Annotated in this window: 19 protein-coding genes and 1 tRNA gene; 18 read left to right on the plus strand and 2 right to left on the minus strand. The window is 74.0% G+C overall.

The features are described 5' to 3' along the window. Positions 1–304: 304 nt before the first annotated feature. Entirely contained in the window at positions 305–1174 is an 870-nt protein-coding gene (locus tag ACFY7H_RS05670; RefSeq protein ID WP_388933488.1) for an HAD family hydrolase, read from the minus strand. 533 nt (positions 1175–1707) lie between these two features. Here ACFY7H_RS05670 and ssd point away from each other — a divergent pair. The 7 genes from ssd to ACFY7H_RS05705 all read left to right on the plus strand — a co-directional run bounded on the left by ssd (position 1708) and on the right by ACFY7H_RS05705 (position 6717). Next, positions 1708–2820: a septum site-determining protein Ssd gene (gene ssd / locus ACFY7H_RS05675; protein ID WP_388933491.1), complete on the plus strand. Its 1113-nt coding sequence runs from the start codon at positions 1708–1710 to the stop codon at positions 2818–2820. Further along, entirely contained in the window at positions 2817–3965 is a 1149-nt protein-coding gene (locus ACFY7H_RS05680; protein ID WP_388933494.1) for a TadA family conjugal transfer-associated ATPase, read from the plus strand. Before ssd ends, ACFY7H_RS05680 begins: the two co-directional genes overlap by 4 nt. Further along, the gene (locus ACFY7H_RS05685; protein ID WP_388933497.1) at positions 3962–4846 is read left to right on the plus strand and encodes a type II secretion system F family protein; all 885 of its coding nucleotides are present in this window, start codon (positions 3962–3964) and stop codon (positions 4844–4846) included. Before ACFY7H_RS05680 ends, ACFY7H_RS05685 begins: the two co-directional genes overlap by 4 nt. Beyond that, positions 4846–5622: a type II secretion system F family protein gene (locus ACFY7H_RS05690; RefSeq protein WP_388933500.1), complete on the plus strand. Its 777-nt coding sequence runs from the start codon at positions 4846–4848 to the stop codon at positions 5620–5622. Before ACFY7H_RS05685 ends, ACFY7H_RS05690 begins: the two co-directional genes overlap by 1 nt. A gap of 72 nt (positions 5623–5694) precedes the next feature. Next, positions 5695–5892 carry a DUF4244 domain-containing protein gene (locus ACFY7H_RS05695; RefSeq protein ID WP_388933502.1) on the plus strand — a complete coding sequence of 66 codons (198 nt, stop codon included), beginning with the start codon at positions 5695–5697 and terminating at the stop codon, positions 5890–5892. A 34-nt stretch (positions 5893–5926) separates the two neighbouring features. Further along, on the plus strand, positions 5927–6256 hold the full coding sequence (locus tag ACFY7H_RS05700) for a TadE family type IV pilus minor pilin (protein WP_388933505.1): 330 nt from the start codon (positions 5927–5929) through the stop codon (positions 6254–6256). Continuing rightward, positions 6253–6717 carry an Rv3654c family TadE-like protein gene (locus ACFY7H_RS05705; RefSeq protein ID WP_388933508.1) on the plus strand — a complete coding sequence of 155 codons (465 nt, stop codon included), beginning with the start codon at positions 6253–6255 and terminating at the stop codon, positions 6715–6717. Before ACFY7H_RS05700 ends, ACFY7H_RS05705 begins: the two co-directional genes overlap by 4 nt. Here the strand turns inward: ACFY7H_RS05705 and ACFY7H_RS05710 are convergent. After that, positions 6689–9136: a DEAD/DEAH box helicase gene (locus ACFY7H_RS05710; RefSeq protein ID WP_388933511.1), complete on the minus strand. Its 2448-nt coding sequence runs from the start codon at positions 9134–9136 to the stop codon at positions 6689–6691. The two genes, ACFY7H_RS05705 and ACFY7H_RS05710, sit on opposite strands and share 29 nt — an antisense overlap. An 82-nt stretch (positions 9137–9218) precedes the next feature. Here ACFY7H_RS05710 and bldG point away from each other — a divergent pair, with 82 nt between their 5' ends. From bldG to ACFY7H_RS05765, 11 genes are all read left to right on the plus strand, one after another. Further along, a complete protein-coding gene (gene bldG / locus ACFY7H_RS05715; RefSeq protein ID WP_361602310.1) occupies positions 9219–9560 on the plus strand; it encodes an anti-sigma factor antagonist BldG in 342 nt (113 codons plus the stop codon). A gap of 103 nt (positions 9561–9663) precedes the next feature. Next, a complete protein-coding gene (locus tag ACFY7H_RS05720) occupies positions 9664–10104 on the plus strand; it encodes an ATP-binding protein (protein ID WP_388933513.1) in 441 nt (146 codons plus the stop codon). Between the two features lie 278 nt (positions 10105–10382). Next, on the plus strand, positions 10383–12785 hold the full coding sequence (locus ACFY7H_RS05725; RefSeq protein WP_388933516.1) for a sodium-translocating pyrophosphatase: 2403 nt from the start codon (positions 10383–10385) through the stop codon (positions 12783–12785). 174 nt (positions 12786–12959) lie between these two features. Then, the gene (locus tag ACFY7H_RS05730) at positions 12960–13520 is read left to right on the plus strand and encodes a small secreted protein (protein WP_388933518.1); all 561 of its coding nucleotides are present in this window, start codon (positions 12960–12962) and stop codon (positions 13518–13520) included. Positions 13521–13737: 217 nt separating this feature from the next. Continuing rightward, on the plus strand, positions 13738–15252 hold the full coding sequence (locus ACFY7H_RS05735) for a methyltransferase (RefSeq protein ID WP_388933520.1): 1515 nt from the start codon (positions 13738–13740) through the stop codon (positions 15250–15252). Positions 15253–15377: 125 nt separating this feature from the next. Further along, positions 15378–15575: a hypothetical protein gene (locus ACFY7H_RS05740; protein WP_388933522.1), complete on the plus strand. Its 198-nt coding sequence runs from the start codon at positions 15378–15380 to the stop codon at positions 15573–15575. Between the two features lie 267 nt (positions 15576–15842). Next, positions 15843–18701, plus strand: a complete 2859-nt coding sequence (gene topA, locus ACFY7H_RS05745; RefSeq protein ID WP_388933524.1) for a type I DNA topoisomerase — start codon at positions 15843–15845, stop codon at positions 18699–18701. 206 nt (positions 18702–18907) lie between these two features. Next, entirely contained in the window at positions 18908–22084 is a 3177-nt protein-coding gene (gene tmk / locus ACFY7H_RS05750) for a dTMP kinase (RefSeq protein WP_388933526.1), read from the plus strand. Positions 22085–22195: 111 nt separating this feature from the next. Next, complete coding sequence (locus ACFY7H_RS05755) at positions 22196–23407, plus strand: DNA polymerase III subunit delta' (RefSeq protein WP_388933529.1); 1212 nt, start codon at positions 22196–22198, stop codon at positions 23405–23407. A gap of 360 nt (positions 23408–23767) precedes the next feature. Next, the gene (locus tag ACFY7H_RS05760; protein ID WP_388933532.1) at positions 23768–25303 is read left to right on the plus strand and encodes an alpha/beta hydrolase; all 1536 of its coding nucleotides are present in this window, start codon (positions 23768–23770) and stop codon (positions 25301–25303) included. A 105-nt stretch (positions 25304–25408) separates the two neighbouring features. Next, positions 25409–25482, plus strand: a tRNA-Thr gene (locus tag ACFY7H_RS05765). Positions 25483–25703 lie beyond the last annotated feature (221 nt).

Below are 25703 nucleotides of genomic sequence, written 5' to 3' on the forward strand. Positions count from 1 at the left end.
CGTCGCGTGGGTGCTCGGCGTTCCTGCTTCGGTCCGTGGGCCTTACTGCGTTTTAAAGATGATCCTCTCGGATGTTCTTTGGTCTCGCGGGCCGTGACTCCTTTCTACTCCGCTTCGGCGCCGAGCGAAACCCCTGACCGGAGTTCTTTACTTTCTGGTGCGAACAAGGGCAGATCGGGCACTGCATATCGGCCCAGGCCGGGACGTTTCCATGGTCGGCGGTGAGGGCCCCGGCGAGGGCGGTGAGGCCCTCGCGTGGGAAAGGCTTTCGCCCGCCCCGCCGGGTTGCAGCCGGGGCGGGGATTCAGGCCGAGGCGAGGGAGGCGCCCACGCGCCGCCGGCTCGCGTACCAGACCAGCCCGGCCGTGGCCGCCGCCGCACCGATCGCGGCCGCGGCGACGAGCGCCGGCCGCGTCGGCATCGACAGTCCGGGCAGGCGCTGCTTCAGCCGCACCGGCTTGTTGAACATCAGGACCGGCCACTCCCGCGCGACCGCTTCCCGTCGCAGCGCACGGTCGGGATTGACCGCGTGCGGGTGCCCCACGGCCTCCAGCATCGGCACGTCGGTGACCGAGTCGCTGTACGCGTAGCAGCGCGCGAGGTCGTACCCCTCGGACTCGGCGAGCTCGCGGACGGCTTCCGCCTTCGTGGGGCCGTAGGCGTAGTACTCGATCTCCCCGGTGAAGCAGCCGTCCTCGCCGACCACCATGCGGGTGGCCACCACGCGGTCCGCGCCGAGCATCGAGCCGATCGGCTCGACGACTTCGGCCCCCGAGCTCGACACGATCACCACATCGCGGCCGGCCGTGTGATGGGCCTCGATGAGGGAGGCGGCCTCGTCGTAGATGATCGGGTCGATCAGGTCGTGCAGCGCTTCGGCGACGATCTCCCGGACCTGCTGGACGTTCCATCCCTTGCAGAGGGCGGACAGGTACTCCCGCATCCGCTCCATCTGGTCGTGGTCGGCACCGCCGGCCAGGAAGATGAACTGGGTGTACGCGGTCCGCAGCACGGCCCGCCGGTTGATCAGGCCACCCCGGTAGAAGGACTTGCTGAACGTCAGAGCGCTCGACTTCGCAATGACCGTCTTGTCCAGGTCGAAGAAGGCGGCGGTCCTGGGCGAGGAGTGCGGCAAGGGCTGATTTTCCACGAGCCGAGCATATGCGCCCACCATTCGGCGTAAGGTGTGGCGCGTGGGTTTGCCTGAGAAGGCTCTCGGGTACACCATGGAAGTCACGGATCGTTCGCGACCGTGCTAACCCGGTCTGGCTCCTCCCCCCCCGAGTCGGACCGTGGGGACGACCCCCGCTCTCCCCCCCGGCGGGGGTCGTCGCATGTCCGGACGCGGTTCGCGTCCCGTCGCCCGGCCTTCGGTAGTCATCTCCCCGGCCCTCCGTCCTCAACGGGCCCGCCTGGCACAGGCCTTCACCCCCTCAAACCCGTCACACTGCGTAGTGGTTCCACAGCGCTCCGGAAGTCACCTGATGGTGTGGCGAAGTTATTCACAGGCGCCTTCTTGTCCACAGTTCTCGAGGAAGATCCACTTCTTTTTCCGGATCCCTCCACCGTGATTCCAGCCGCGAAGTCCGCGGCTCGTGGATTTGCTGTGAGAAGGGGGCGGAGATCGTGGCTGGATCGAAGTCGTGTGAAGCGCAGGCACCCGTGGTGGCCGGTGGAGGAGGACCGCCCGCCCGTGCCGCGGGGGTCGTGCCTGGAGGCGGGCGGCCGCTGATCCTCACCGAGGACCCGCTGCTCCTGGACGATCTGCTGCGGCTGTGCGCCGCTGCGGGCGCCGAGCCGCATGTGCACCATGCGGTGCCGGAGCAAACGGGAGCCGGCGGTCCCGGGGGCGACGGGGGTGTTGCCGGCGTGGCGGGTGCTGGCTGGGATTCCGCACCGCTCGTCCTGGTCGGCGACGACGCCGCCCGCCGGGTGCGCGGAGCGCCGCGCCGGGACGGGGTGTTCCTCGTCGGCCGGGACCTCGACGACCCCTCCGTGTGGCAGCGGGCGGTGGAGATCGGCGCCCAGGAGGTCCTGCGTCTCCCCGACGCCGAGAGCCTGCTCGTCGACCGCATCGCCGATGTGGTGGAAGGCGCCGGGCGGCCCGCCCTGACCGTCGGGGTGATCGGCGGCAGCGGCGGGGCCGGGGCGTCCACCCTCGCCTGCGCGCTCGCGCTCCGGGCGGCCAAGGCCGGCGAGCGCACCATCCTCATCGACGCCGACCCGCTCGGCGGCGGCGTGGACGTGCTGCTCGGCGGCGAGAGCGCCGAGGGACTGCGGTGGCCCGACTTCGCCGCCTCGCGCGGCCGGGTCGGGGCCGGAGCCCTGGAGGAGTCCCTGCCCGAACTGCACGCGCTGCGGGTGCTGAGCTGGGACCGCGGGGAGCGGGTGGTCGTACCGCCCGCCGCGATGCGGTCGGTCGTGGCCGCCGCCCGCAGGCGCGGCGGCGTCGTGGTGGTCGACCTGCCCCGGCGGGTGGACGAGCCCGTGGCGGAGGTGCTGGCCCAGCTGGACCTGGTGCTGCTGGTGGTGCCGGGCGAGCTGCGGTCGGTCGCCGCGGCGGGGCGGGTGGCCGCCGGGGTGCGCATGGTGGCCCGCGACGTCCGCGTGGTCGTGCGGGGCCGCTGTCCCGACGGGCTCGACGCCGAAGCCGTGGCGGGGTTGCTGGGGGCGCCGCTGGCCGGCGAGGTGCCGGTCGAGGTGGGGCTTCCGGGGCGGGTGGCCGAGGGGGAACCGCCGGGCGCGCGGGGCACGCTGGCCCGCTTCTGCGACGGCTTCTGGCAGCGGGCTCTCGGCTCCGCCCAGGGGGTGCCGGCATGAGCGCGGTGCTGCTGGACGCGGTGCGCCAGCACCTCGCCGAGAGCGGGGCGGAGCCCACGCCCGCCCGGGTGGCGGCGGCCCTGCGCGCCCAGGGGCGGCTCCTCGGGGACGCCGAAGTGCTGGGAGTGGCCGCCGAATTGCGGTCCGAGCTGGTGGGTGCCGGGCCGCTGGAACCGCTGCTCGCCGACCCCGGGGTCACCGACGTGCTGGTGGCCGCCCCCGACCGGGTGTGGGTGGACCGCGGTGGCGGGCTGGAGCTGACCTCGGTGACCTTCGCCGACGCCGAGGCCGTGCGCAGGCTGGCCCAGCGGCTGGCCGCCGTCGCGGGACGGCGGCTGGACGACGCCCGGCCCTGGGTGGACGCCCGCCTGCCGGACGGCACCCGGCTGCACGCCGTGCTGCCCCCCGTGGCGGTCGGCTCGGCGTGCCTGTCTCTGCGGGTGGTGCGGCCGAAGGCGTTCACGCTGGACGAGCTGGTCACCGCCGGGACCCTGCCGCCGGGCGGACACCGGCTCCTGCGGGCGATGGTCGAGGCCCGGCTGTCGTTCCTCGTCTCCGGCGGCACCGGGACGGGCAAGACCACCCTCCTCAGTGCCCTGCTGGGGCTGGTCGGACCGGGTGAGCGGATCGTGCTCGCCGAGGACTCCGCGGAGCTGCGCCCCGACCATCCGCACGTGGTGCGGCTGGAGACCCGGCCCGCGAACCAGGAGGGGGCCGGGCTGGTCACCCTCGCGGACCTGGTCCGCCAGGCCCTGCGGATGAGGCCCGACCGGCTGGTGGTCGGGGAGGTGCGCGGCGCCGAGGTCGCCGACCTGCTCGCCGCCCTGAACACCGGGCACGAAGGCGGCTGCGGCACCGTCCACGCCAATGCGGCGGGGCACGTTCCCGCCCGCCTGGAGGCCCTCGGGACGGCCGCGGGGCTCGACCGGGCGGCCCTGCACAGCCAGCTGGCGGCCGCGCTGACCCTGGTGGTCCACCTGGTCCGGGACCGGTCCGGGAAGCGGCGGGTGGCCGAGGTGCACGTACTGGAGCGGGACGGAGCCGGGCTGGTGGTGACCGTGCCCGCCCTGCGCTGGGGAGCGCGCGGCTTCCTGCGGGAGGCGGGCTGGGCGCGGCTCGCCCCGCTGCTGGGAGGTGCGCGGTGATCAGCGGACCGCTCGGTTCGGTGCCCGTGTTCGCCGGGGTGCTGTGCGCCGGGGCGGCCGCGTGGGGGCTCGCCGGGGGTGAGCGGCTGCCCCGGCGGGCCAGGCTGGTCCTGGCCGGCGGCGGACCGCTGGTGCCGGGCGGGCCGGCGCCCGGCCGGCGGCTGGCGGCCGCGGTGCGGATCCGGGCCGCCGGGTGGCGGGAGTGGGCCGGCCTGGTGGCCGGGACGGTGGTCGCCGTACTGGGCGGGTCGGTGATCCCGCTGCTGCTCGGCGCGGCTTCGGTGCCGCTGCTGCGGCGCTGGCTGCGCGCCAGGGAGCGGGAACGGGCGCGCGCCGCCCGTGCCGCGGGGGTCGTGGCGCTGTGCGGGGCCGTCGTGGGGGAGCTTCGGGCCGGCGCCCAGCCGGGACGGGCGCTGACCGTGGCGATACGCCGTACGGCGGCCGGCCCCGGCGGCCCGGGCGCGGCGGAGGCGGGGGTGCTGGCCGCCGCGGCCTTCGGCGGGAACGTGGCCGAAGCCCTGCACCAGGCGGCGCGTGAGCCGGGCGCGCGGGGGCTGGCCGGGATGGCGGCCTGCTGGCGGGTGTCGGTGGACGGGGGAGCGGGCCTGGCGGCCGGCCTCGACCGGCTGGAAGGGGCGTTGCGGGCGGAGCGGGACCGGGAGGAGTCCCTGCGGGCCCAGCTGGCGGGGGCCAGGTCCACGACGGTGGTGCTCGCCCTGCTGCCGCTGGTGGGGCTGCTGATGGGCACCGCGCTGGGAGCGGATCCGCTGAAGGTGCTGTTGCACTCCCCGGTCGGGTGGGGCTGCCTGCTGGCCGGCGGGGTGCTGGAGGCGCTGGGGCTGCTGTGGTGCCGGCGGATCGTGCGGACGGGGGAGCGGTGATGGACGGTTCCGCGGTCCACAGGCTGGGGACGGCGTTGTGCGTGGCCGCGCTGGTGTGGTGGCCGGCCTCGGCGGTGGTGGCACGGATGGGGAGGCGGGCGGTCCGGCGCAGGACCGCGGTCCTCTTCCGGGCCGGGCCGGTGCGGCGGGGCCCGGTGTGGGGGCCGGGCGTCCGGGCCGCGGCGCTGTCCTGGGCGGGGCCGGCCGGAGCGCTGCTGGCGGGCTGGGTGCTGGTCGGCGGGACTGCGGGGGTCCTGGTCGGGTGCGGGGCGGCGTTCGCGGTGCGGTGGGCGCTCGCGCGGGCCCGGCCGTCCGCCGGTGCGGACCTGCGGGAGGCGGAGGGGCAGTTGCCGTTCGCCGCGGACCTGCTGGCGGCCTGTCTCGCGGCGGGCGCGGGACCGGTCGAGGCGGCCGAGGTCGTCGGGGAGTCGCTGGGCGGTCCGGTGGGCGAGCGGCTGGCGCTCGCGGGTGCGGAGCTGCGTCTGGGCGGCGAACCGGGGGCGGCGTGGGGGAGGTTGGCGGAGATACCGGGTGCTCGGGGGCTGGCGGAGTGCCTGGAGCGCGCCGCGCGGACCGGGGCGCCCGCCGCGGAGCCGGTCTCCCGTCTCGCGGCGGCCTTGCGGGCGGACCGCTCCCGGCAGGCGGGTGCGCGGGCGCAGCGGGCGGCGGTGCTCGTCACCGCCCCGGTGGGGCTGTGTTTCCTGCCCGCGTTCCTCGCGGTGGGAGTGGCGCCGGTGGTGATCGGAATGGCCTCCGGACTGCTGTCGGAACGGTGAAGCGCATCGGCCGGAGCAGCGGAATCGAAAAGCTGAAATCAGATCAAGAACGTAATCCCACAGGAGGGTGTCATGAGGATCATCCGGATTCGGGTGCGGGCGGTGCTGAAGGGCCGTGGGGGTGATGCGGGAATGTCGACTTCGGAATACGCCATGGGCACGATCGCGGCGTGTGCGTTCGCCGCGGTTCTGTACAAGGTGGTGACGAGCGACGTCGTCTCGGCGGCACTCCAGTCGACCATCGGCAAGGCGCTCGATGTGCCCTTCTGAGCGAAAGCGGCGGGTCTTCGAGGACCGCGGATATGTGACGGCTGAGGCGGCTGTGGTCATTCCGGCTCTGGTGCTGTTCGCGGCGCTGCTGGTGTGGGCGCTGATGGCGGCGGCCGCGCAGATCCGGTGTGTGGACGCCGCGCGGGCGGGCGCCCGGGCGGCGGCCCGGTCCGAGCCCGTGGAAGTGGCGGTCGCGGCGGCCCGGGAGGCCGCCCCGGCGGGGGCGGAGGTGCAGCTGGAGCGTTCCGGCGACCTGTGGCGGGTCCGGGTGGCCGCTCCGGCGCCTGGCCCGGCCGTGCTGCCGGTACGGCTCGGGGCGCTCGCGGTGGCCCTGGCGGAGGACATCGTGGGGCCGCCGCCATGAGCCGGGGCGGGGACGGGCGTCCGGGGCGGGGGCCGGGTCTGCGCGGGTGCCCGGGGGACCGGGGCGTCGCGACGGTGTGGGCCACCGTGGTGGCCGCGGTGCTGGTGGCGGTGTTCGGGGGTGTGCTGCTGCTCGGGCAGGCGGTCGTGGCCCGGCACCGGGCGGGCGCGGCCGCCGATCTGGCCGCCCTGGCGGCGGCCGCGAGCTGGGCGAACGGCCCCGAGCGGGCCTGTGCGGCGGCCCGGCGGGTGGCCGGGGCCCAGGGGGCGGTGCTGCCCGCCTGCCGGGTGGGCGGCGAGGTGGCGGAGGTCCGGGCCGGGGTCCGGGCCGGATCCTTCACCTCCGAGGTGTCGGCCCGGGCGGGGCCGCCGGTGGCCTCCCCGGCCTCCCCGGCCTCCCCGGCCTCCCCGGCCTCCCCGGCCGGGGAGGCGGTCAGGGAGCCGTGGAGAGGAGGCGGGTGAGGAGCCGTACGGCGCCGCGCTTGTGCAGGGGGTCGTTGCCGTTGCCGCATTTGGGGGACTGGATGCAGGAGGGGCAGCCCGCCTCGCACTCGCAGGCGGCAATGGCGTCCCGGGTGGCGGTCAGCCAGGCCTGGGCCGTCTGGAAGGCCCGTTCCGCGAAGCCGGCGCCGCCCGGGTGGCCGTCGTACACGAAGACCGTGGGCAGCAGGGTGTCCGGATGCAGCGGGATGGAAACCCCGCCGATGTCCCAGCGGTCGCAGGTGGCGAACAGCGGGAGCAGGCCGATGGAGGCGTGCTCGGCGGCGTGCAGGGCGCCGCCGAGGATCTCCGGGCCGATCCGGGCCTCGTCCAGCTGGTCCTCGGTCACCGTCCACCACACGGCCCGGGTGCGCAGGGTGCGCGGCGGCAGGTCGAGCTTGGCCTCGCCGAGCACCTCGCCGGTGATCAGTTTGCGGCGCAGGTAGGAGACGACCTGGTTGGTGACCTCGACGGAGCCGAAGCAGAGCCTGGCCTCGCCCCAGGGGATCTCGGTCTCGGTCTCCAGGATGGAGATGGAGGTGGTGTCGCGGGCCGTGGTGGAGAAGGGCGGGTTCGCCTCCTCGACCAGGGCGGCGGAACCCTCCAGGTCCAGGTGTTTCACCAGGTAGGTGCGGCCTTGGTGGAGGTGGACGGCGCCGTCGTGGACGGCGGTGTGGGAGGCGGATTCGTCGACGGTGCCCAGCAGCCGGCCCGTCGAGGCCTCCACGATCTGCACCGGGCGGCCCCCGCCGCCGCGGATGTCGGTCAGGTCCGACGCCCGCTCCCGGCGGGTCCAGTGCCAGGCCGTGGCGCGGCGCCGCAGCAGTTTCGCCGCCTCCAGCTGCGGCATGAGGCCGCGGGCCGCGGGGCCGAAGAGGTCCAGGTCGGCTTCGGTCAGGGGCAGCTCGGCGGCGGCCGCGCACAGGTGCGGGGCCAGCACGTACGGGTTGTCGGGGTCCAGGACGGTGGCTTCCACCGGCTGGCGGAACAGGGCCTCGGGGTGGTGGACCAGGTAGGTGTCCAGCGGGTCGTCGCGGGCGATCAGCACGGCCAGGGCGCCCTGGCCCGAGCGCCCGGCACGCCCGGCCTGCTGCCACAGCGAGGCCCGGGTGCCCGGGTAGCCGGTGATCAGCACGGCGTCCAGGCCGGACACGTCCACGCCCAGCTCCAGGGCGGTGGTCGCGGCCAGTCCCAGCAGTTCCCCGGAGTGCAGGGCCCGCTCCAGGGCCCGCCGTTCCTCGGGCAAGTAGCCGCCCCGGTAGGCGGCGACCCGCCCGGGCAGGGACCGGTCCACCGCCGCGAGCCGTTCCTTGGCGATCACGGAGATCAGCTCGGCCCCGCGCCGGGAGCGGACGAAGGCCACGGTCCGTACGCCCTGGACGACCAGGTCGGTCAGCAGGTCGGCCGTCTCGGCGGTGGCCGTCCGGCGCACCGGGGCGCCCTTCTCGCCCTTGAGCTCCGTCAGCGGCGGCTCCCACAGGGCGAAGACGACCTCGCCGCGCGGGGAGGCGTCGTCGGTGATCTCGGTGACCGGGACGCCGGTCAGCCGGGACGCGGCGGCGGCCGGGTCGCTGGCGGTGGCGGAGGCCAGCAGGAAGACCGGCTCGGAGCCGTATCGGGCGCACAGCCGGCGCAGCCGTCGCAGGACCTGGGCCACGTGGGAGCCGAACACGCCGCGGTAGCTGTGGCACTCGTCGATGACGACGTAGCGCAGGGCCTTCAGGAAGGAGGACCAGCGGGGATGGGAGGGCAGGATCCCCCGGTGCAGCATGTCGGGGTTGGTCAGCACGTAGTTGGCGTACTGGCGCACCCACTCGCGTTCCTCGACGGGGGTGTCCCCGTCGTACACGGCCGGCCGTACGGCGTTCTTCAGCGGTGCGGCGAGCTTCCGGACGGCCCGCAGCTGGTCGGCGGCCAGAGCTTTGGTCGGAGCCAGGTAGAGGGCGGTCGCACCCCGCCCGTTGGGCGCTTCGGCGCCGTCCGCGAGCGCGGACAGCACGGGCGCCAGGTAGGCCAGGGACTTCCCGGAGGCGGTTCCGGTGGCGACGACCACGGATTCGCCGTCCAGGGCGTGCTCGGCGGCCGCCGCCTGGTGTTCCCACGGATGGTCGATCCCCGCGTCCCGGATCGCGGCCACGACATCCGTTCGGATGCGATGCGGCCAGACCGCATGACGACCCTCCCGAGGGGGCAAGTGCTCCGTATGGGTGATGCGCGCAGCCCGGGAAGGCCCCCGTGACAGCCGGTCCAGGACCGTGCCGGGAGCGGGTCGTGGATCGGCGGGTGCCGTGGGCGGACCGGGGCGGTGAGTGTTGGCCATTGGAACCGAGTGTGTCACTGGCGTGCGGGACAATGGTCCCAAGGCGTCGTGCGCGCCTGCCGGTAAGTGATTGAATGCCATCGCGGCAGCCGATCCCCTCCCCTACCTTCGGACGGGGAGGCCCCTGGGGGGCGCCGCTCGATAGCAAGGTGCTGGAGGATCCGTGGACCTGTCCCTGTCGACTCGCACTGTCGGCGACCGCACGGTCGTAGAGGTCGGTGGCGAGATTGATGTGTATACCGCGCCCAAGCTGCGCGAGCAGTTGGTGGAGTTGGTGAACGACGGCAGCTACCACTTGGTTGTCGACATGGAGCGAGTGGACTTCCTCGACTCCACCGGCCTCGGTGTGCTCGTGGGAGGCCTCAAGCGCGTGCGCGCGCACGAGGGCTCGCTGCGTCTGGTCTGCAACCAGGAGCGCATCCTGAAGATCTTCCGGATCACCGGTCTGACCAAGGTGTTCCCGATCCACACCACGGTGGAGGACGCCGTCCAGGCCACCGACTGACGTACGGCTCCGGATACCGAGGAGCCGTCCAGGAGCGGGGGTGCCGGGCCGTGGACGGTCCGGGCCCCTGTCAAGGCACGCCCGTAGTCCGAGGGGGACGCACATGGCCACCGTTGAACTGCGCTTCAGCGCCCAGCCCGAACACGTCAGGACGGCCCGCCTCGTCGCGGCCGCCGTGGCGCGCCGGGCGGGGGTGGAGGAAGCCGTACTCGACGAGGTGCGCCTCGCCGTGGGGGAGGCCTGTTCGCGTGCCGTCGGACTGCACCGCAGCAACGGCCTGACCGCGCCCGTGCGCGTCGTGCTGACCGAGGAGGAGAAGTCGTTCTCCATCGAGGTCGGCGACGAGGTGCCCGGACCGGCCGGCGGCTCCGCCGAGTCGGTGCCGGGCATCGCCGCCGTCCTCGACCCGGACACGGAAGAGGAGGACGAGATGGGTCTCGCGGTGATCAGCGGGCTCGTCGACGACGTCTCCGTGACCAGTGGCGAATCGGGCGGGACGATCCGGATGAGCTGGCCCGTCACGGCGGTGCCCCCGCTTCCGTAGGACCGTTCCCGCCCTATCTTCCGATCTTCATCAATTTCTTCTGATCTTTGCCAAGGCCCTGCTGAGCAGGGCCTTTTTCGTTTTCCGGGAAAATTCTCTAGATCGCTGATCAATCGTCAATGCCTTTGTCCCGTTACCTCTTTCGAGGGTAATGGAGTGACGTGATCTATTGCTGAGGAGCCAGAGTCCGCCAATTCCGTTTGACGCGCACTGTTTTGATCAGGTCCCGCTCCCTACAATCCGTCCACATCTTGAGCTCATCACGTCAAGGAGGACGAATGACGGGGCTCTTCACCCCTATCGCTCCGGATCACGCCCATGATCTGGCAGCCGCGGTACTCACTGATGACAACCGCATCATCGTGTTCGTCATCGCGGGCGTAGCCCTGGCCGCGCTCGTCGTCGCGCAGATCCTGGTCCGCCAGGTCCTCGCCGCCGACGAGGGCACCGACAACATGAAGAAGATCGCCGCAGCCGTGCAGGAAGGCGCCAACGCCTATCTCGGCCGCCAGTTGCGCACCCTCGGCGTCTTCGCCGTGGTGGTCTTCTTCCTGCTCTTCCTGCTCCCCGCCGACGACTGGACGCAGCGCGCGGGACGTTCCGCCTTCTTCCTCGTCGGGGCCGTCTTCTCGGCCGCCACCGGCTACATCGGCATGCGCCTCGCGGTCCGCGCCAACGTCCGCGTCGCCGCGGCCGCCCGCGAGGCCACTCCCGCCGAGGGCGAACCCGCCAAGGACCTGACCGACGTGGCCCACAAGGCCATGAAGATCGCCTTCCGCACCGGTGGCGTGGTCGGCATGTTCACGGTCGGACTGGGCCTGCTCGGCGCTTCCTGCGTCGTCCTGGTCTACGCCGCGGACGCCCCCAAGGTCCTCGAGGGCTTCGGTCTCGGCGCCGCCCTGATCGCGATGTTCATGCGCGTGGGCGGCGGCATCTTCACCAAGGCCGCCGACGTCGGCGCCGACCTGGTCGGCAAGGTCGAACAGGGCATTCCGGAGGACGATCCGCGCAATGCCGCGACCATCGCCGACAATGTGGGCGACAACGTCGGCGACTGCGCGGGGATGGCGGCCGACCTCTTCGAGTCCTACGCCGTCACCCTCGTGGCCGCGCTCATCCTCGGCAAGGCCGCCTTCGGCGACCTGGGCCTGGCCTTCCCGCTGATCGTGCCCGCCATCGGCGTCATCACCGCCATGATCGGCATCTTCGCGGTCGCCCCGCGCCGCTCCGACCGCAGCGGCATGACCGCGATCAACCGGGGCTTCTTCATCTCCGCCGTGATCTCCCTCGTGCTCGTGGCCATCGCCGTCTACAGCTACCTCCCGGCCACCTACAAGGAGCTCGTCGGCGTCGAGGACGCCGCCATCGCCAACCACAGCGGGGACCCGCGCGTCCTGGCCGTCGTCGCCGTCGCCATCGGCATCGTGCTCGCGGCCCTGATCCAGCAGCTGACCGGCTACTTCACCGAGACCAACCGCCGCCCCGTCCGGGACATCGGCAAGTCCTCGCTGACGGGCCCCGCCACCGTGGTCCTCGCCGGCATCTCCGTCGGTCTCGAGTCCGCCGTCTACACGGCGCTCCTCATCGGCCTCGGCGTCTACGGGGCCTTCCTGCTCGGCGGCACGTCGATCATGCTGGCGCTCTTCGCGGTGGCCCTGGCGGGCACCGGCCTGCTCACCACCGTCGGCGTCATCGTGGCCATGGACACCTTCGGCCCCGTCTCGGACAACGCGCAGGGCATCGCGGAGATGTCCGGTGACGTCGAGGGCGCGGGTGCCCAGGTCCTCACCGACCTGGACGCCGTCGGCAACACCACCAAGGCCATCACCAAGGGCATCGCCATCGCCACCGCGGTCCTCGCCGCGTCCGCGCTCTTCGGCTCGTACAACGACGCCATCACGGGCGCGGTGAAGGAGGTCGGAGCCAAGGCCGGGGAGATGAACCTCAGCCTCGACATCGCCCAGCCCAACAACCTCGTCGGCCTGATCCTCGGCGCGGCCGTCGTGTTCCTCTTCTCGGGCCTGGCCATCAACGCCGTCTCCCGTTCCGCGGGCGCCGTCGTCTACGAGGTGCGCCGCCAGTTCCGCGAGCACCCCGGGATCATGGACTACTCGGAGAAGCCCGAGTACGGCCGCGTCGTGGACATCTGCACCAAGGACGCGCTGCGGGAGCTCGCCACGCCCGGCCTGCTCGCCGTGCTGACCCCGATCGCGGTCGGTTTCACCCTCGGCGTCGGCGCGCTCGGCTCCTTCCTGGCGGGGGCCATCGGCACCGGCACCCTGATGGCGGTGTTCCTCGCCAACTCCGGCGGGGCGTGGGACAACGCGAAGAAGCTCGTCGAGGACGGCCACCACGGCGGCAAGGGCAGCGAGGCCCATGCCGCGGTCGTCATCGGCGACACCGTCGGCGACCCCTTCAAGGACACCGCCGGCCCGGCCATCAACCCGCTGCTGAAGGTCATGAACCTGGTGGCCCTGCTGATCGCCCCGGCGGTCGTGCAGTTCAGCTACGGCCCGGACACCAGCCCGGTGGTGCGGGCCGTCGTCGCGGTGATCGCCCTCACGGTGATCGTCGGCGCGGTGTACATCTCCAAGCGCCGCGGCATCGCCGTCGGTGACGACACGGGGAGCGCGAGCACCGAACGGGTGGCCCAGCCGGCCGGCCCGGCGGTGGTCTCCTGACGCTCCAGGGCCCCTGAGGCCGGTTCCCGCGGCACTCGCGGGCCGGCCCGGCTCGAAGATGCGCCCGAACGGCGGACGGGCGGCGCGGACTGACGCGCCGTCCGTCCGCCTTTGCGCATGCGCTGTTGGCAGGCGTGTATCTTCCGGCCGAGAGCCTTCGAAGGGACCAATCCGGTGAACAAGAAGCTTGCGGCCGCGGTGTCCGGCGGTGCGGTACTGATGCTCGTCCTGTCCGGCTGCGGCGGTGGGGACGACGGCGACAAGAAGGCCGACGCCTGGGCCAAGAAGGTCTGCGACAAGTGGGAGCCAGAGCTCACCAAGATCAAGACGACCAACGACGAGCTGAAGCGCGTGGCCACCCAGAGCAGCAAGCCCGAGGAGGTCCAGAAGACCGACTCGGCCGCCTTCCAGACCCTCTCCGACGCCTACAAGACCATGGGCGGTGCCTTGACGGCGGAGGGCGAACCCCCCGTCAAGGACGGCAAGGCCGCGGCGGATTCCGTGGTCAAGAGCTACGGCGAGATCTCCAAGCGGTACACCGATCTCAAGACGAAGATCGACGCGCTCGACCCCAAGGACCAGGGCAAGTTCGCGGACGGTCTCCAGGAGGTCGCCGGCGGACTCACCGAGGTCGCGGCGAACGAGACGGCGGCCAAGGAGAAGCTCAATTCGAGTGGACTCAAGGTGATCTACAGCCAGAAGGGTTGCCAGGTCAAGACGCCCGCCAACGGCTGACCGGCGCGATTTCAGGCCACCCCGCGTCGCGCGCGCCGTACCCGCCCCCGGGCCGTGCGCGGCGCGGGCGGCCGGGCACCCCGCGCGGCCGAGGCCGGCCGTCTCCGGGCTCGCCGGGGCCGCGGCGGTCGAGCAGGCGGGTCCACGGCGCCGGCAGTTCGTGTCCCGCGCGCGGGGGCTCATACGGATCGCCGGTCCCAGCGGCCACAATGGTCGGGTGAGTACCACCAGCCTTCCCAAGCCCGACCGCGCCGCCGAGCTCCGCGAGGCCTTCCTCGCCGCGGGATTCACCGCCGACGGACTGCTCGACCTGCTCGGAGCCCCCGCCTACGCCGCGCTGGCCCGCAGCGAGACGGTCCCCGCCCTGCGGGCCACCCGCGGGGCGGGTGACGAGGCGCTCGCGGCTCTGATCCGGCTGTTCCTGCTCCAGCAGCCGGAGCCGTACGTGCACGCCGCCGCCGCGCTGCCCGTCGAGGCCGCCGTCGCCGACGGCTGGCTGCGCCGGGAGGGCGACGAGGTCCACGCCACCGTCGACGTGCGCCCGTACGGCGGGCCCGACGGCGAGGACTGGTTCATCGTCTCGGACCTCGGCTGCGCGGTCGGCGGCGCCGGCGGGATCGGCAGCCGTGAGGAGGGCGTGGTGCTCGGCGTCGGCGGTGCCTCCACCACCCTGGCCGGGATCACCGTGCGCCTCCCCGTCGCCTCGGCGCTCGACCTCGGCACCGGATCCGGGATCCAGGCGCTGCACGCCGCCCAGCACGCCACCCGGGTCACCGCGACCGACGTCAACCCGCGCGCCCTGGAATTCACCCGTTTGACGCTGGCGCTCTCCGGGGCGCCGCAGGCCGAACTGCTCGCCGGCTCGCTGTTCGAGCCCGTGGGCGAGGCCACGTACGACCTGATCGTGTCGAACCCGCCCTTCGTGATCTCGCCCGGCGCGCGGCTCACGTACCGGGACGGCGGCATGGGCGGTGACGACCTGTGCCGGACCCTGGTCCAGGAGGCGGGTGCCCACCTCAACCCGGGCGGGTACGCGCAGTTCCTCGGCAACTGGCAGCACGTGGAGGGGGAGGACTGGCGCGACCGGGTCCGCTCCTGGGTGCCGCGCGGCTGCGACGCCTGGATCGTGCAGCGTGACGTGCAGGACGTCACGCAGTACGCCGAGCTGTGGCTGCGCGACGCGGGCGACCACCGCGGCGACCCGGCCGAGTACGCGGCGCGGTACGAGGACTGGCTGGACGAGTTCGAGGCCCGCAAGACCAAGGCCGTCGGCTTCGGCTGGATCACGCTGCGCCGCTCGGACGCGGCCGAGCCCTCGATCGTGATCGAGGAGTGGCCGCATTCGGTGGAGCAGCCGCTCGGCGACACCGTCCTCGCGCACTTCGCCCGCCAGGACTACCTGCGCGACCACGACGACGCGGCCCTGCTGGCGGGTTACTTCCAGCTGACCGCGGAGGTCGTCCAGGAGCAGGTCGGCGCGCCGGGCGCGGAGGACCCCGAGCACGTGGTGCTGCGGCAGAACCGGGGGATGCGCCGCGCCACCAAGGTGGACACGGTCGGCGCGGGCTTCGCCGGGGTGTGTGACGGCTCACTCAGCGCGGGCCGGATCCTCGACGCGATCGCGCAGCTGGTGGAGGAGGACCCGGTCGTCCTGCGGGACCGGACTCCGGACGCGATCCGGATGCTGGTGGAGCAGGGGTTCCTGGAGCCCGTGCAGGGTCCGGCCCGGTAGCCGGCGCCCCTCCGGCACCGTGATGTAACCCGGGGTTCGCCCGCCGTACCCCCTCGGCTGGCAGGCTCCCGGGCAGCGGGGATCCGGGGGGATCCCCGGGCGGCCCGGGGGAAAAGGGGAACGGCATGGAACGCGGTCCGGCGGTCTTCGCGGCGGCCGTGTTCCTGCTGTTCGGGGCCGCCCTGCTGGCCTGGACGGGGGCGCGGACCCGGCACGGCGCGCCGGTGGCCGAAGGCGCGCGCCCCGGGGCGGCCGTACCGGTGGCCGTACTGGCCGGGGCGGGCTCAGTGGCCCTCGGCGTCTGGTGTCTCCAGCGGTTCTGAAGCGGGCGCCGGGGACGATCTCCGCCGGGGTGTGAAACCCGACGTCGGGACGGGTTCCGGTGCGGGGCCAGACGGCCCCCCGGCCACCCTGCCCGGTGACCGCGAGGGTCCCGGCGCGGCATCCGGGCGGCAGAAATGGCACTTGTCGGGTTACCGTTCGAGTGGCCGTTGCGGGCTTCTGCCGTTTGACACGGGGGCGGGTTGTACCGTCACACTCCGCAGCGTCGCCGTACCGCGACCGAGTGCCGACCGGAGAGAAGAGCCAAGTTGTCCCCGACTAGCGAGACCGCAAAGGGCGGCCGCCGACTCGTCATCGTCGAGTCCCCTGCCAAGGCGAAGACGATCAAGGGCTACCTCGGCCCGGGATACGTCGTCGAGGCGAGCGTCGGGCACATTCGCGACCTCCCCAACGGCGCGGCCGAGGTCCCCGACAAGTACACAGGTGAGGTCCGCCGTCTCGGCGTGGACGTCGAACACGACTTCCAGCCGATCTACGTCGTCAACGCGGACAAGAAGGCGCAGGTCAGGAAGCTCAAGGACCTGCTCGCCGAGTCCGACGAACTCTTCCTCGCCACCGATGAGGACCGCGAGGGCGAAGCCATCGCGTGGCACCTCCAGGAAGTCCTCAAGCCCAAGGTTCCCGTCCACCGGATGGTTTTCCACGAGATCACCAAGGACGCGATCCGCGACGCCGTCGCCAACCCGCGCGAGCTGAACCAGCGGATGGTCGACGCCCAGGAGACCCGCCGCATCCTCGACCGCCTCTACGGCTACGAGGTCTCGCCGGTGCTGTGGAAGAAGGTCATGCCGCGGCTGTCGGCCGGCCGCGTCCAGTCCGTGGCCACCCGCCTCGTCGTCGAGCGCGAGCGAGAGCGCATCGCCTTCCGCTCGGCCGAGTACTGGGACCTGACCGGAACCTTCGGCACCGGCCGCGCCGGTGACGCGTCCGACCCGTCGACGCTGGTCGCCCGCCTGAACGCGGTGGACGGCAAGCGCGTCGCGCAGGGCCGTGACTTCGGCCCGAACGGGCAGCTCAAGAGCGAGGTGCTGCACCTCGACGAGACCGGTGCGCGGGCGCTCGCCGCCGCGCTGGCCGAGACCTCGTTCGCCGTCCGCTCGGTCGAGTCCAAGCCGTACCGCCGCTCCCCGTACGCCCCGTTCCGCACGACGACGCTCCAGCAGGAGGCCTCGCGCAAGCTCGGCTTCGGCGCGAAGGCGACGATGCAGGTGGCGCAGAAGCTGTACGAGAACGGCTTCATCACCTACATGCGTACGGACTCCACCACGCTCTCCGACACCGCGGTGACGGCGGCGCGGGCGCAGGTCACCCAGCTCTACGGGGCCGACTACCTGCCGGAGAAGCCGCGCGTCTACGCGGGCAAGGTCAAGAACGCGCAGGAGGCGCACGAGGCGATCCGGCCTTCAGGTGATCGTTTCCGCACCCCCGCCGAGACGGGCCTGACCGGCGACCAGTTCCGCCTGTACGAGCTCATCTGGAAGCGGACCGTCGCTTCTCAGATGAAGGACGCGACCGGCAACTCGGTGACCGTGAAGATCGGCGGCCGCGCCGCGGACGGGCGGGACGCCGAGTTCAGCGCCTCCGGCAAGACGATCACCTTCCACGGCTTCATGAAGGCGTACGTCGAGGGCGCGGACGACCCGAACGCCGAGCTCGACGACCGCGAGCGCCGGCTGCCGCAGGTCGCGGAGGGCGACGCGCTGACGGCCGAGGAGATCACCGCCGACGGCCACTCCACCAAGCCGCCGGCCCGCTACACCGAGGCCTCGCTGGTCAAGGAGCTGGAGGAGCGGGAGATCGGCCGCCCGTCGACGTACGCGTCGATCATCGGCACGATCCTCGACCGCGGCTACGTCTTCAAGAAGGGCACGGCGCTCGTGCCGTCCTTCCTGTCGTTCGCCGTGGTCAACCTGCTGGAGACGCACTTCGGGCGGCTCGTCGACTACGACTTCACCGCCAAGATGGAGGACGACCTCGACCGCATCGCGCGGGGCGAGGCCCAGTCCGTGCCGTGGCTGAAGCGCTTCTACTTCGGCTCGGAGGAGGCCTCGGAGGTCGTACCGGCCGACGGCGACCACCTCGGCGGCCTGAAGGAGCTGGTCACGGACCTCGGCGCGATCGACGCCCGGGAGATCTCCTCCTTCCCGGTCGGCGACGGCATCGTGCTGCGCGTCGGCCGCTACGGCCCGTACGTGGAGCGCGGCGAGAAGGACGCGGAGGGCCACCAGCGGGCCGACGTACCGGACGACCTGGCGCCGGACGAGCTGACGGTCGAGTACGCGCAGGAGCTGTTCGCGAAGCCGAGCGGCGAGTTCCAGCTCGGCACCGACCCGGTCAGCGGCAACGAGATCGTCGCCAAGGACGGCCGCTACGGGCCGTACGTCACGGAGATCCTGCCCGAGGGCACGCCGAAGACCGGCAAGAACGCGGTCAAGCCGCGGACGGCCTCCCTCTTCAAGTCGATGTCCCTGGACACGGTCACCCTCGACGACGCCCTCAAGCTGATGTCGCTGCCGCGCGTGGTCGGCACCGACGCGGAGGGCGTGGAGATCACCGCGCAGAACGGCCGCTACGGCCCGTACCTGAAGAAGGGCACGGACTCGCGGTCCCTGGAGACCGAGGACCAGCTGTTCTCGATCACCCTGGACGAGGCCCTGGCGATCTACGCGCAGCCGAAGCAGCGGGGCCGGGCCGCCGCCAAGCCGCCGCTGAAGGAGCTGGGCACGGACCCGGTGAGCGAGAAGCCGGTCGTGGTCAAGGACGGCCGCTTCGGCCCGTACGTGACGGACGGCGAGACGAACGCGACGCTGCGGCGGGACGACGACGTCGAGACGATCACGCCGGAGCGGGGCTACGAGCTGCTCGCGGAGAAGCGGGCAAAGGGCCCGGCGAAGAAGACCGCGAAGAAGGCCCCGGCCAAGAAGGCCCCCGCGAAGAAGGCGACGGCGACGAAGACCGCCACCGCGAAGAAGACCGCGGCGAAGAAGACGACGGCCGCGAAGGCGACGACGGCGACGGCGGCCAAGAAGGCGACCGCCGCCAAGAAGGCGACCGCCACGGCCAAGACGGCCGCGAAGAAGGCGGTGGCCGCCCCGGCGGACGAGTAGTCGCCGCCCGCATGCGGGCAGGCCGAGGGCCCCGCGCGATGGGCGCGGGGCCCTCGGCGTACCCGGCTCCCCGCCCAGTCCGCCCCTGCCGCCCGCGTCGGCGCGACGGCGGCGCGGACGCTGCCCGGGAGGGTGGGTGGCGGGTCACAACCCGGCGTCGTCCACAGGCCTCCGCAGCGGCCGGGCGCAGCGGATAGGCTGGGCGGATGACGCGAGCCGAGCAGCCGACGGTCGTGACCGACTCCGAGAACACCCCCTACGACGAAGCCCTGGCCGCGGATTCCCGCGAGCGAGCGGTGCGCGCCCTGCTGCGCACCCCCGGGCTGCGCCGGCTGTGGAGTGCCCAGCTGGTGAGCGGCATCGGTGACGCCCTCGCCCTGCTGGTCCTGGTACTGCTGACCCTCCAGGCGGCCGTCACGGCCGGTACGGAGAGTCCCTTCGGCGGCGGCTACCGCGGCGCGGCGTTCGCCGTCGCCGCCGTGTTCGGGGTGCGGATCCTCGCCACCGTCCTGTTCGGCGCGGTCCTGCTGGGCCCGCTGGCCCAGCTCACCGCCCCCGGAGGCAAGCTGGACCGCCGCTGGACGATGGCCGGTGCCGACGCGCTGCGGATCGGGCTGTTCGTCGTCGCCCCGCTGTGGCTCGACTGGATCCCGGCGCACGCCACGACCGCGCTGCTGGCCACCGTGTTCGTCTCCGGCGCCGCCGAGCGGGTGTGGACCCTGGCCAAGGAGAGCGCCGCGCCCGCGCTGCTGCCGGCGCCGCCGCCGGAGGGGGCGACCGTACGGCCCCTCCCGGACCACCTCGACGCCCTGCGGCGGCTCACGCTGCGCACCGCCTTCGCGGCGATGCCCGTGGCGGCCGCCGCGCTGCTCGCCGCGACCCTGATCGGGCGGGCGCTGGGCCTGGGCGTGGACTGGTTCGCCGCGAACCAGGCGGCGCTGGGCTCGTACGTCGCCGCCGGCCTGTTCGCCGCGTCCGTCTCGCTGCTGGTGCCGCTGGCGGTGCCGGCGGTCAAGACCCCGAGGCCGCGATCCCCGCTGGAGGGCCTGCGGGCCCCCAGGGCGGGCGACCGGCCCGAGAAGGGCCGTACGGGCGCGATCCGGCTGCTCGTGGTGGCCTGCGCCGCCGTCGCCGCGGCCGTCGCGCTCGCCGCCTCCGTCTCCGTGCTGCACGCCTTCGACCTGGGCGGCGGCCCGTCCGCGTACGCCCTGCTGGTGCTCGCCCTCGTCGGCGGTACCGCCCTGGGGATCCGCGCCACCCAGGCCGGCAAGGTGCTGCCCGCGCTGTCGCGACGGCGGCTGCTGGCCCTGGCCATTGCGGTGACCGGCATCGCGCTGCTGCTGACCGGGCTGGTCCCGGACACGGCGACCGTCCTGTTCCTGGCGCTGCTCGCGGGCACCGCCGCGGGCGTGGCCGCCAACACCGGGCACACCCTGCTCGACCAGGAGACCGAGGAGTTTCGCCGGGCCCGGGTCACCGAGCACCTCCAGGCCGTGGTCCGGGTGGCCGTCGCCCTCGGGGCGGTCGCCGCCCCGCTGCTGGCCGCGGCGATCGGCCCGCACCGGCTGGGCGGGGGCCAGGTCGCCCTCGCGCACGGCGGCGCCGCCTACGCGCTGATGCTGGCCGGCGTGCTGCTGCTGCCCGTCGCGGTGGTGGTCCTCGCCAAGGCCGACGACCGCAAGGGCGTACCGCTGCGCCGCGACCTGCGCGAGGCGCTGCGCGGCGGGGAGCCCGTACAGGCCCCCGCCACGACCGGGTTCTTCATCGCCCTGGAGGGCGGCGACGGGGCCGGCAAGTCCACCCAGGTGCAGGCGCTCGCCGACTGGATACGGAGCAAGGGCCACGAAGTCGTCGTGACCCGGGAGCCCGGCGCCACCCCCGTCGGCAAGCGGCTCCGCTCGATCCTGCTGGACATCTCCTCCGCCGGGCTGTCGAACCGCGCCGAGGCCCTGCTGTACGCCGCCGACCGCGCGGAGCACGTCGACACGGTCGTCCGGCCCGCCCTGGAGCGCGGTGCGGTGGTCATCACCGACCGGTACATCGACTCCTCGGTGGCCTACCAGGGCGCCGGGCGCGACCTGTCCCCGACCGAGATCGCCCGTATCTCCCGCTGGGCCACCGGCGGTCTCGTGCCGAACCTGACCGTGCTGCTCGACGTGTCCCCGGAGACCGCCCGGGAGCGGTTCACGGAGGCGCCGGACCGGCTGGAGTCCGAGCCGACGGAGTTCCACCAGCGGGTGCGGGCCGGCTTCCTGACGCTCGCCGCGGCCGACCCCGGCCGCTACCTCGTCGTCGACGCCGGCCAGGACCCCGGCTCGGTGACCACCGTCGTACGCCACCGCCTGGACCGGATGCTCCCGCTCTCCGAGGCCGAGGTGGCCGCGCAGATCGAGGCCCGGCGGCTCGCGGAGGAGGAAGCCCGGCGCAGGGCCGAGGAGGAGGCCGCGCGCAAGGCGGAGGAAGCCCGGCTGAAGGCCGAGGAGGAGGCTCGGCTGGCCCGGGAGGCCGAGGAGGCCCGGCTGCGCGCCGAGGCCGAGGCGGCCCGCCGGGCGGAGGAGGAGCGGCTGAGGGCCGAGGAGGAGGCCCGGGCGCGGGCTGAGGCCGAGCGGCTGCGGGCACAGGCCGAGGAGCGGGCGCGCGCCGCCGAACGGGAGCGGATCCGGCTCCAGGAGGCGGAGGAGGCCCGGCTGCGCGCCGAGGCCGAGGAGCGGCGGCTGGAGAAGCAGCGCCGCGCCGAGGAGGCCCTGCTCCGGGCGGAGGAGGCGCGCCGGCTCGCGGAGGCGTCGGCCGCCGCGGCGGCCGCGGCCGCGGCAGCGCAGGCGCCCGCCGCTGCCCAGGCGCCCGCCGCGCGGGAGCCCGCCGCTGCCGAAGCGCCCGCGCCCAAGGTCGTGATGCGCAAGGAGCCCCTGCCGGACGAGGCCGTCACGGTCGAGACCCCGGTGGTCCGCCGGTTCGTGCGGCCCGACGACGTGACCCAGACCGTCCCGGTGCCCAAGATCGACCCGCGCGCCCCGCGTCCCGTGGACGAGACGGCGGTCCTGCCCCCCGTACGGCCCGACGGCCCCGGTCAGGACGCGGCCCGTCCGGACCCGTCCGCGCGGACCCGTCCGGCGGAGCGGCCGACGGCCCCGCACTCGCAGGAGGCCCCGGCCGACCGGGTGCCGCCGGGCATCTTCCGGGACTCCGGGAACGACGTGACCCGCGAGCTCCCCGTCGTCGGCGACGACGGCCGCGAGCGCCGGACCCCGTCCGACTGGGCCGAGGCCACCCCGATGGACGACCTGCCGACGCTGGCGGACGAGCTGCTGGGCCCGCGCCCCGACGACGAGGACGGGCACGACGGCCCGGGCGGGGGCCGTCCGCGCCGCCGCCGTCGCGGCTAGGAGAACGGTTCACGGTCCGTGATCGCGGACCATGCGCGGGCGGGATTGTCAGTGGCAGGCGCCACAATGTGAGCAGGCAGTATCCACGGAGAGTGAAAGGCGGTGGGCGGCATGCCCGTGTGGGAAGACCTGGTCGGTCAGGAGCGCGTGCAGACGCAGCTGGCCGCCGCCGCCCGCGACGCCGACGCCCTCGTCACCGCCGTCGAGCAGGGGGAAGCGGCGCCGCCCACTTCCAAGATGACCCACGCCTGGCTCTTCACGGGCCCGCCCGGCTCCGGCCGGGCCACCGCGGCCCGCGCCTTCGCCGCGGCCCTCCAGTGCGTCAGCCCGGACCGGGCCCTCGGCGGTGAGCCGGGCTGCGGATTCTGCGACGGCTGCCACACCACCATGGCCGGGACCCACGCCGACGTGGAGATCGTCCGTACCGATCTCCTGTCCATCGGCGTGAAGGAGACCCGCGACCTGGTCCGCCGCGCCCAGCTCTCGCCCGCCGTGGGGCGCTGGCAGGTCATCGTCCTGGAAGACGCCGACCGGCTCACCGAGGGCGCGGGGAACGTGCTCCTCAAGGCCGTGGAGGAGCCCGCTCCGCGGACGGTGTGGCTGCTGTGCGCGCCCTCTCTGGAGGACGTGCTGCCCACCATCCGCTCCCGCTGCCGGCACCTGACCCTGACCACCCCGTCCGTGGCGGCGGTGGCCGAGGTGCTGGTACGCCGGGACGGCGTGGAGCCGGCCGCCGCCGCGGCCGCCGCCCGCGCGACCCAGGGCCACATCGACCGGGCCCGCCGGCTCGCCACCGACGAGGCCGCCAGGACCCGCCGCGCCGCCGTCCTGAAGCTCCCGCTGCGCGTGGACGACGTGGGCGCCTGCCTCAAGGCCGCGCAGGAACTGGTCGACGCCGCCGCCGAGGACGCCAAACAGGTCGCGGAAGAGGTCGACACCAAGGAGACCGAGGACCTGAGGGCCGCGCTCGGCGCCGGAGCGGGCGCCGGTGGCCGGCTGCCGCGCGGCACCGCCGGGGTGATGAAGGAGCTCGAGGACCGCCAGAAGCGCCGCCGTACGAGGACCCAGCGCGACAGCCTCGACCTCGCCCTGACCGACCTCATCGGCTTCTACCGGGACGTGCTGGCCCTCCAGCTCGGCTCGGCCGTCGCCATCGCCAACGAGGACATACGCCCGGACCTCGACCGGATCGCCCGAGCCTCGGGCCCCGAGCGCACGCTGCGGCGCATCGAGGCCGTCATCGCCTGCCGGCAGGCCCTCGACCGGAACGTGGCGCCGCTCCTCGCGGTGGAGGCCATGACGATGGCCCTGCGCGCGGGCTGACCGTCCGCGCGCCGGCACCCGACCCGGTTCACCCGTACGAGCGGTCCCGGCCGGGCGCCGGGGGAGCCGGGGGGGGGGGGGGGGGCCGCCCCCCCCCCCCCCCCGGGGGGCCGCCCCCCCCCCCGCCCCCCCCCCCGGGGGGCCCCCCCCCCCCCCCCCCGCCCCCGCCCCCCCCCCCCCCCCCGGGGGGGGCCCCGCCCCCCCCGGGCCCCCCCCCCGCCCCGCCCCGCCGGGGGGCGGCCGGGGGGGGGGGGGGGGGGGGGGGGGCGGGGGGGGCCCCCCCCCCCCCCACGGCCGGAGGGCGTCCGCCCGGATTCCGCGCACCGGACGGGGGCCGCCCGCAGCACGTACGCTCGCCGCATGGACACCAGGCGCCTGCTGCGTACCGCCGGAACCGTGATCGCAGCCGCCGGGCTGCTGATCTCCGGGTGCACCACCGGGGGGCCGCCGGAGGTGGCGGCCTCGGCCGAGCCCGCCACCGTCCCGGACGCCCTGCGCCCGTACTACGACCAGAAGCTGAGCTGGCGGGACTGCGGTGTCCCCGGCTTCCAGTGCTCCACCATGAAGGCGCCGCTGGACTACGCGGACCCCGGCTCCGGCCAGGACATCGAGCTCGCCGTGGCCCGCCGCCCCGCCACCGGCCCCGGCAAGCGGCTGGGCTCCCTGCTGGTCAATCCCGGCGGCCCCGGCGGTTCCGGCATCGGCTACCTCCAGGCGTACGCGGGCATCGGCTACCCGGCCCCCGTGCGCGCCCAGTACGACATGGTGTCCTTCGACCCGCGCGGCGTGTCCCGCAGCAGCCCCGTCGAGTGCCTGACCGGCCCGGCGATGGACCGCTTCACCCAGGTGGACCAGACGCCGGACGACCAGGCGGAGCGGGCCCGCCTGGTGGCCGCGTTCAAGGAGTTCGCGGCGGCCTGCGAGACGCGCTCCCGGCGGGTACTGCCGCACGTCTCCACCGTGGACGCCGCCCGGGACATGGACGTGCTCCGCGCGGTCCTGGGCGACGAGAAGCTGAGCTACGTCGGAGCCTCGTACGGCACCTTCCTCGGCGCCACCTACGCGGACCTCTTCCCGGCCCGGGTGGGCCGGCTGGTCCTGGACGGCGCGATGGACCCCTCCCGGCCGTCCCTCGACCTGAACCGCGACCAGACCGCGGGCTTCGAGACCGCGTTCCGCTCCTTCGCGAAGGACTGCGCGAAGCAGTCCGGCTGCCCGCTGGGCCAGGGCGGCCCCGACACGGTGGCAGAGCGCCTGAAGGAGTTCTTCCGCAAGGCCGACGCCCAGCCGGTCCCCTCGGGCGACCCGGCGCGCCCGCTGGGCGAGGCCCTGGCCACGACGGGCGTGATCGCGGCGCTGTACGACGAGAGCGCCTGGCCGCAGCTGCGCGAGGCCCTCACCGACGCGCTGAACGGTGACGGCGCCGGCCTGCTGGCCCTCGCCGACAGCTACTACGAGCGCGAGGCGGACGGCACGTACGCGAACCTCATGTACGCCAACGCCGCCGTGAACTGCCTGGACCAGCCGCCGGCCTTCAGCGGCCCCGAAGCGGTGGACGCCGCGCTGCCGTCCTTCGAGAAGGCCTCCCCGGTCTTCGGGGCGGGGCTGGCCTGGGCCTCGCTGAACTGCGCGTACTGGCCGGTGAAGGCCACGGGCTCGGCGAAGCCGCTGAAGGCGGCGGGCGCGGCCCCGATCGTGGTGGTCGGCACGACCCGCGACCCGGCGACCCCGTACAAGTGGGCCCAGGCCCTGGCCGGCCAGCTCGACTCGGGCACGCTGCTCACGTACGACGGCGACGGCCACACGGCGTACGGCCGCGGCAGCGACTGCGTCGACACGGCGATCAACCTCTACCTCCTCGAGGGCCGGCCCCCGGCGGACGGCAAGCGCTGCTGACACCCCCGGCCCGACCCGGTTCGGGGCACCCGGATTGACCCTGTAGACTTGGCGCCGCTGCTGATGAGAGCGTCCTTCCGAGGAAATTCTTGTCTTCCCAGCGGTGCCGCCTTAGCTCAGTTGGCCAGAGCAACGCACTCGTAATGCGTAGGTCTCGGGTTCGAATCCCGAAGGCGGCTCTGTAGAAGCCCCAGGACTCACTCGCCGTGACCTGGGGCTTTTGCTTTTTCTTCGCTACGTGCGGGGGCATGTGGCGGCCGGAGCCTGGAACCCCGTGCATGAGATGCGCGAGCGCCGGAGCGGGGATTGGCTCTGAGTTACCGGCCGGCACGAAGGGCGGCGGCCGACTCCAAGAGGCGGGGGCGGGCGGCTCCGGGAAGTCCGGGGCGTTCCAGGAACC

It is taken from the genome of Streptomyces sp. NPDC012794 (assembly GCF_042901085.1).
GTDB lineage: Bacteria > Actinomycetota > Actinomycetes > Streptomycetales > Streptomycetaceae > Streptomyces.

Excerpts from the sequence above, each read along its gene's own strand:
- ACFY7H_RS05670 (WP_388933488.1), bottom strand. The coding sequence starts at position 1,174 with ATGGTGGGCGCATATGCTCGGCTCGTGGAAAATCAGCCCTTGCCGCAC.
- ACFY7H_RS05695 (WP_388933502.1), top strand. The coding sequence starts at position 5,695 with ATGAGGATCATCCGGATTCGGGTGCGGGCGGTGCTGAAGGGCCGTGGG.
- ACFY7H_RS05690 (WP_388933500.1), top strand. The coding sequence starts at position 4,846 with ATGGACGGTTCCGCGGTCCACAGGCTGGGGACGGCGTTGTGCGTGGCC.
- ACFY7H_RS05755 (WP_388933529.1), top strand. The coding sequence starts at position 22,196 with ATGCCCGTGTGGGAAGACCTGGTCGGTCAGGAGCGCGTGCAGACGCAG.
- tmk (WP_388933526.1), top strand. The coding sequence starts at position 18,908 with ATGACGCGAGCCGAGCAGCCGACGGTCGTGACCGACTCCGAGAACACC.
- ACFY7H_RS05720 (WP_388933513.1), top strand. The coding sequence starts at position 9,664 with ATGGCCACCGTTGAACTGCGCTTCAGCGCCCAGCCCGAACACGTCAGG.
- ACFY7H_RS05680 (WP_388933494.1), top strand. The coding sequence starts at position 2,817 with ATGAGCGCGGTGCTGCTGGACGCGGTGCGCCAGCACCTCGCCGAGAGC.
- ACFY7H_RS05705 (WP_388933508.1), top strand. The coding sequence starts at position 6,253 with ATGAGCCGGGGCGGGGACGGGCGTCCGGGGCGGGGGCCGGGTCTGCGC.
- ACFY7H_RS05725 (WP_388933516.1), top strand. The coding sequence starts at position 10,383 with ATGACGGGGCTCTTCACCCCTATCGCTCCGGATCACGCCCATGATCTG.
- ACFY7H_RS05740 (WP_388933522.1), top strand. The coding sequence starts at position 15,378 with ATGGAACGCGGTCCGGCGGTCTTCGCGGCGGCCGTGTTCCTGCTGTTC.
- ACFY7H_RS05710 (WP_388933511.1), bottom strand. The coding sequence starts at position 9,136 with ATGGCATTCAATCACTTACCGGCAGGCGCGCACGACGCCTTGGGACCA.
- ACFY7H_RS05760 (WP_388933532.1), top strand. The coding sequence starts at position 23,768 with ATGGACACCAGGCGCCTGCTGCGTACCGCCGGAACCGTGATCGCAGCC.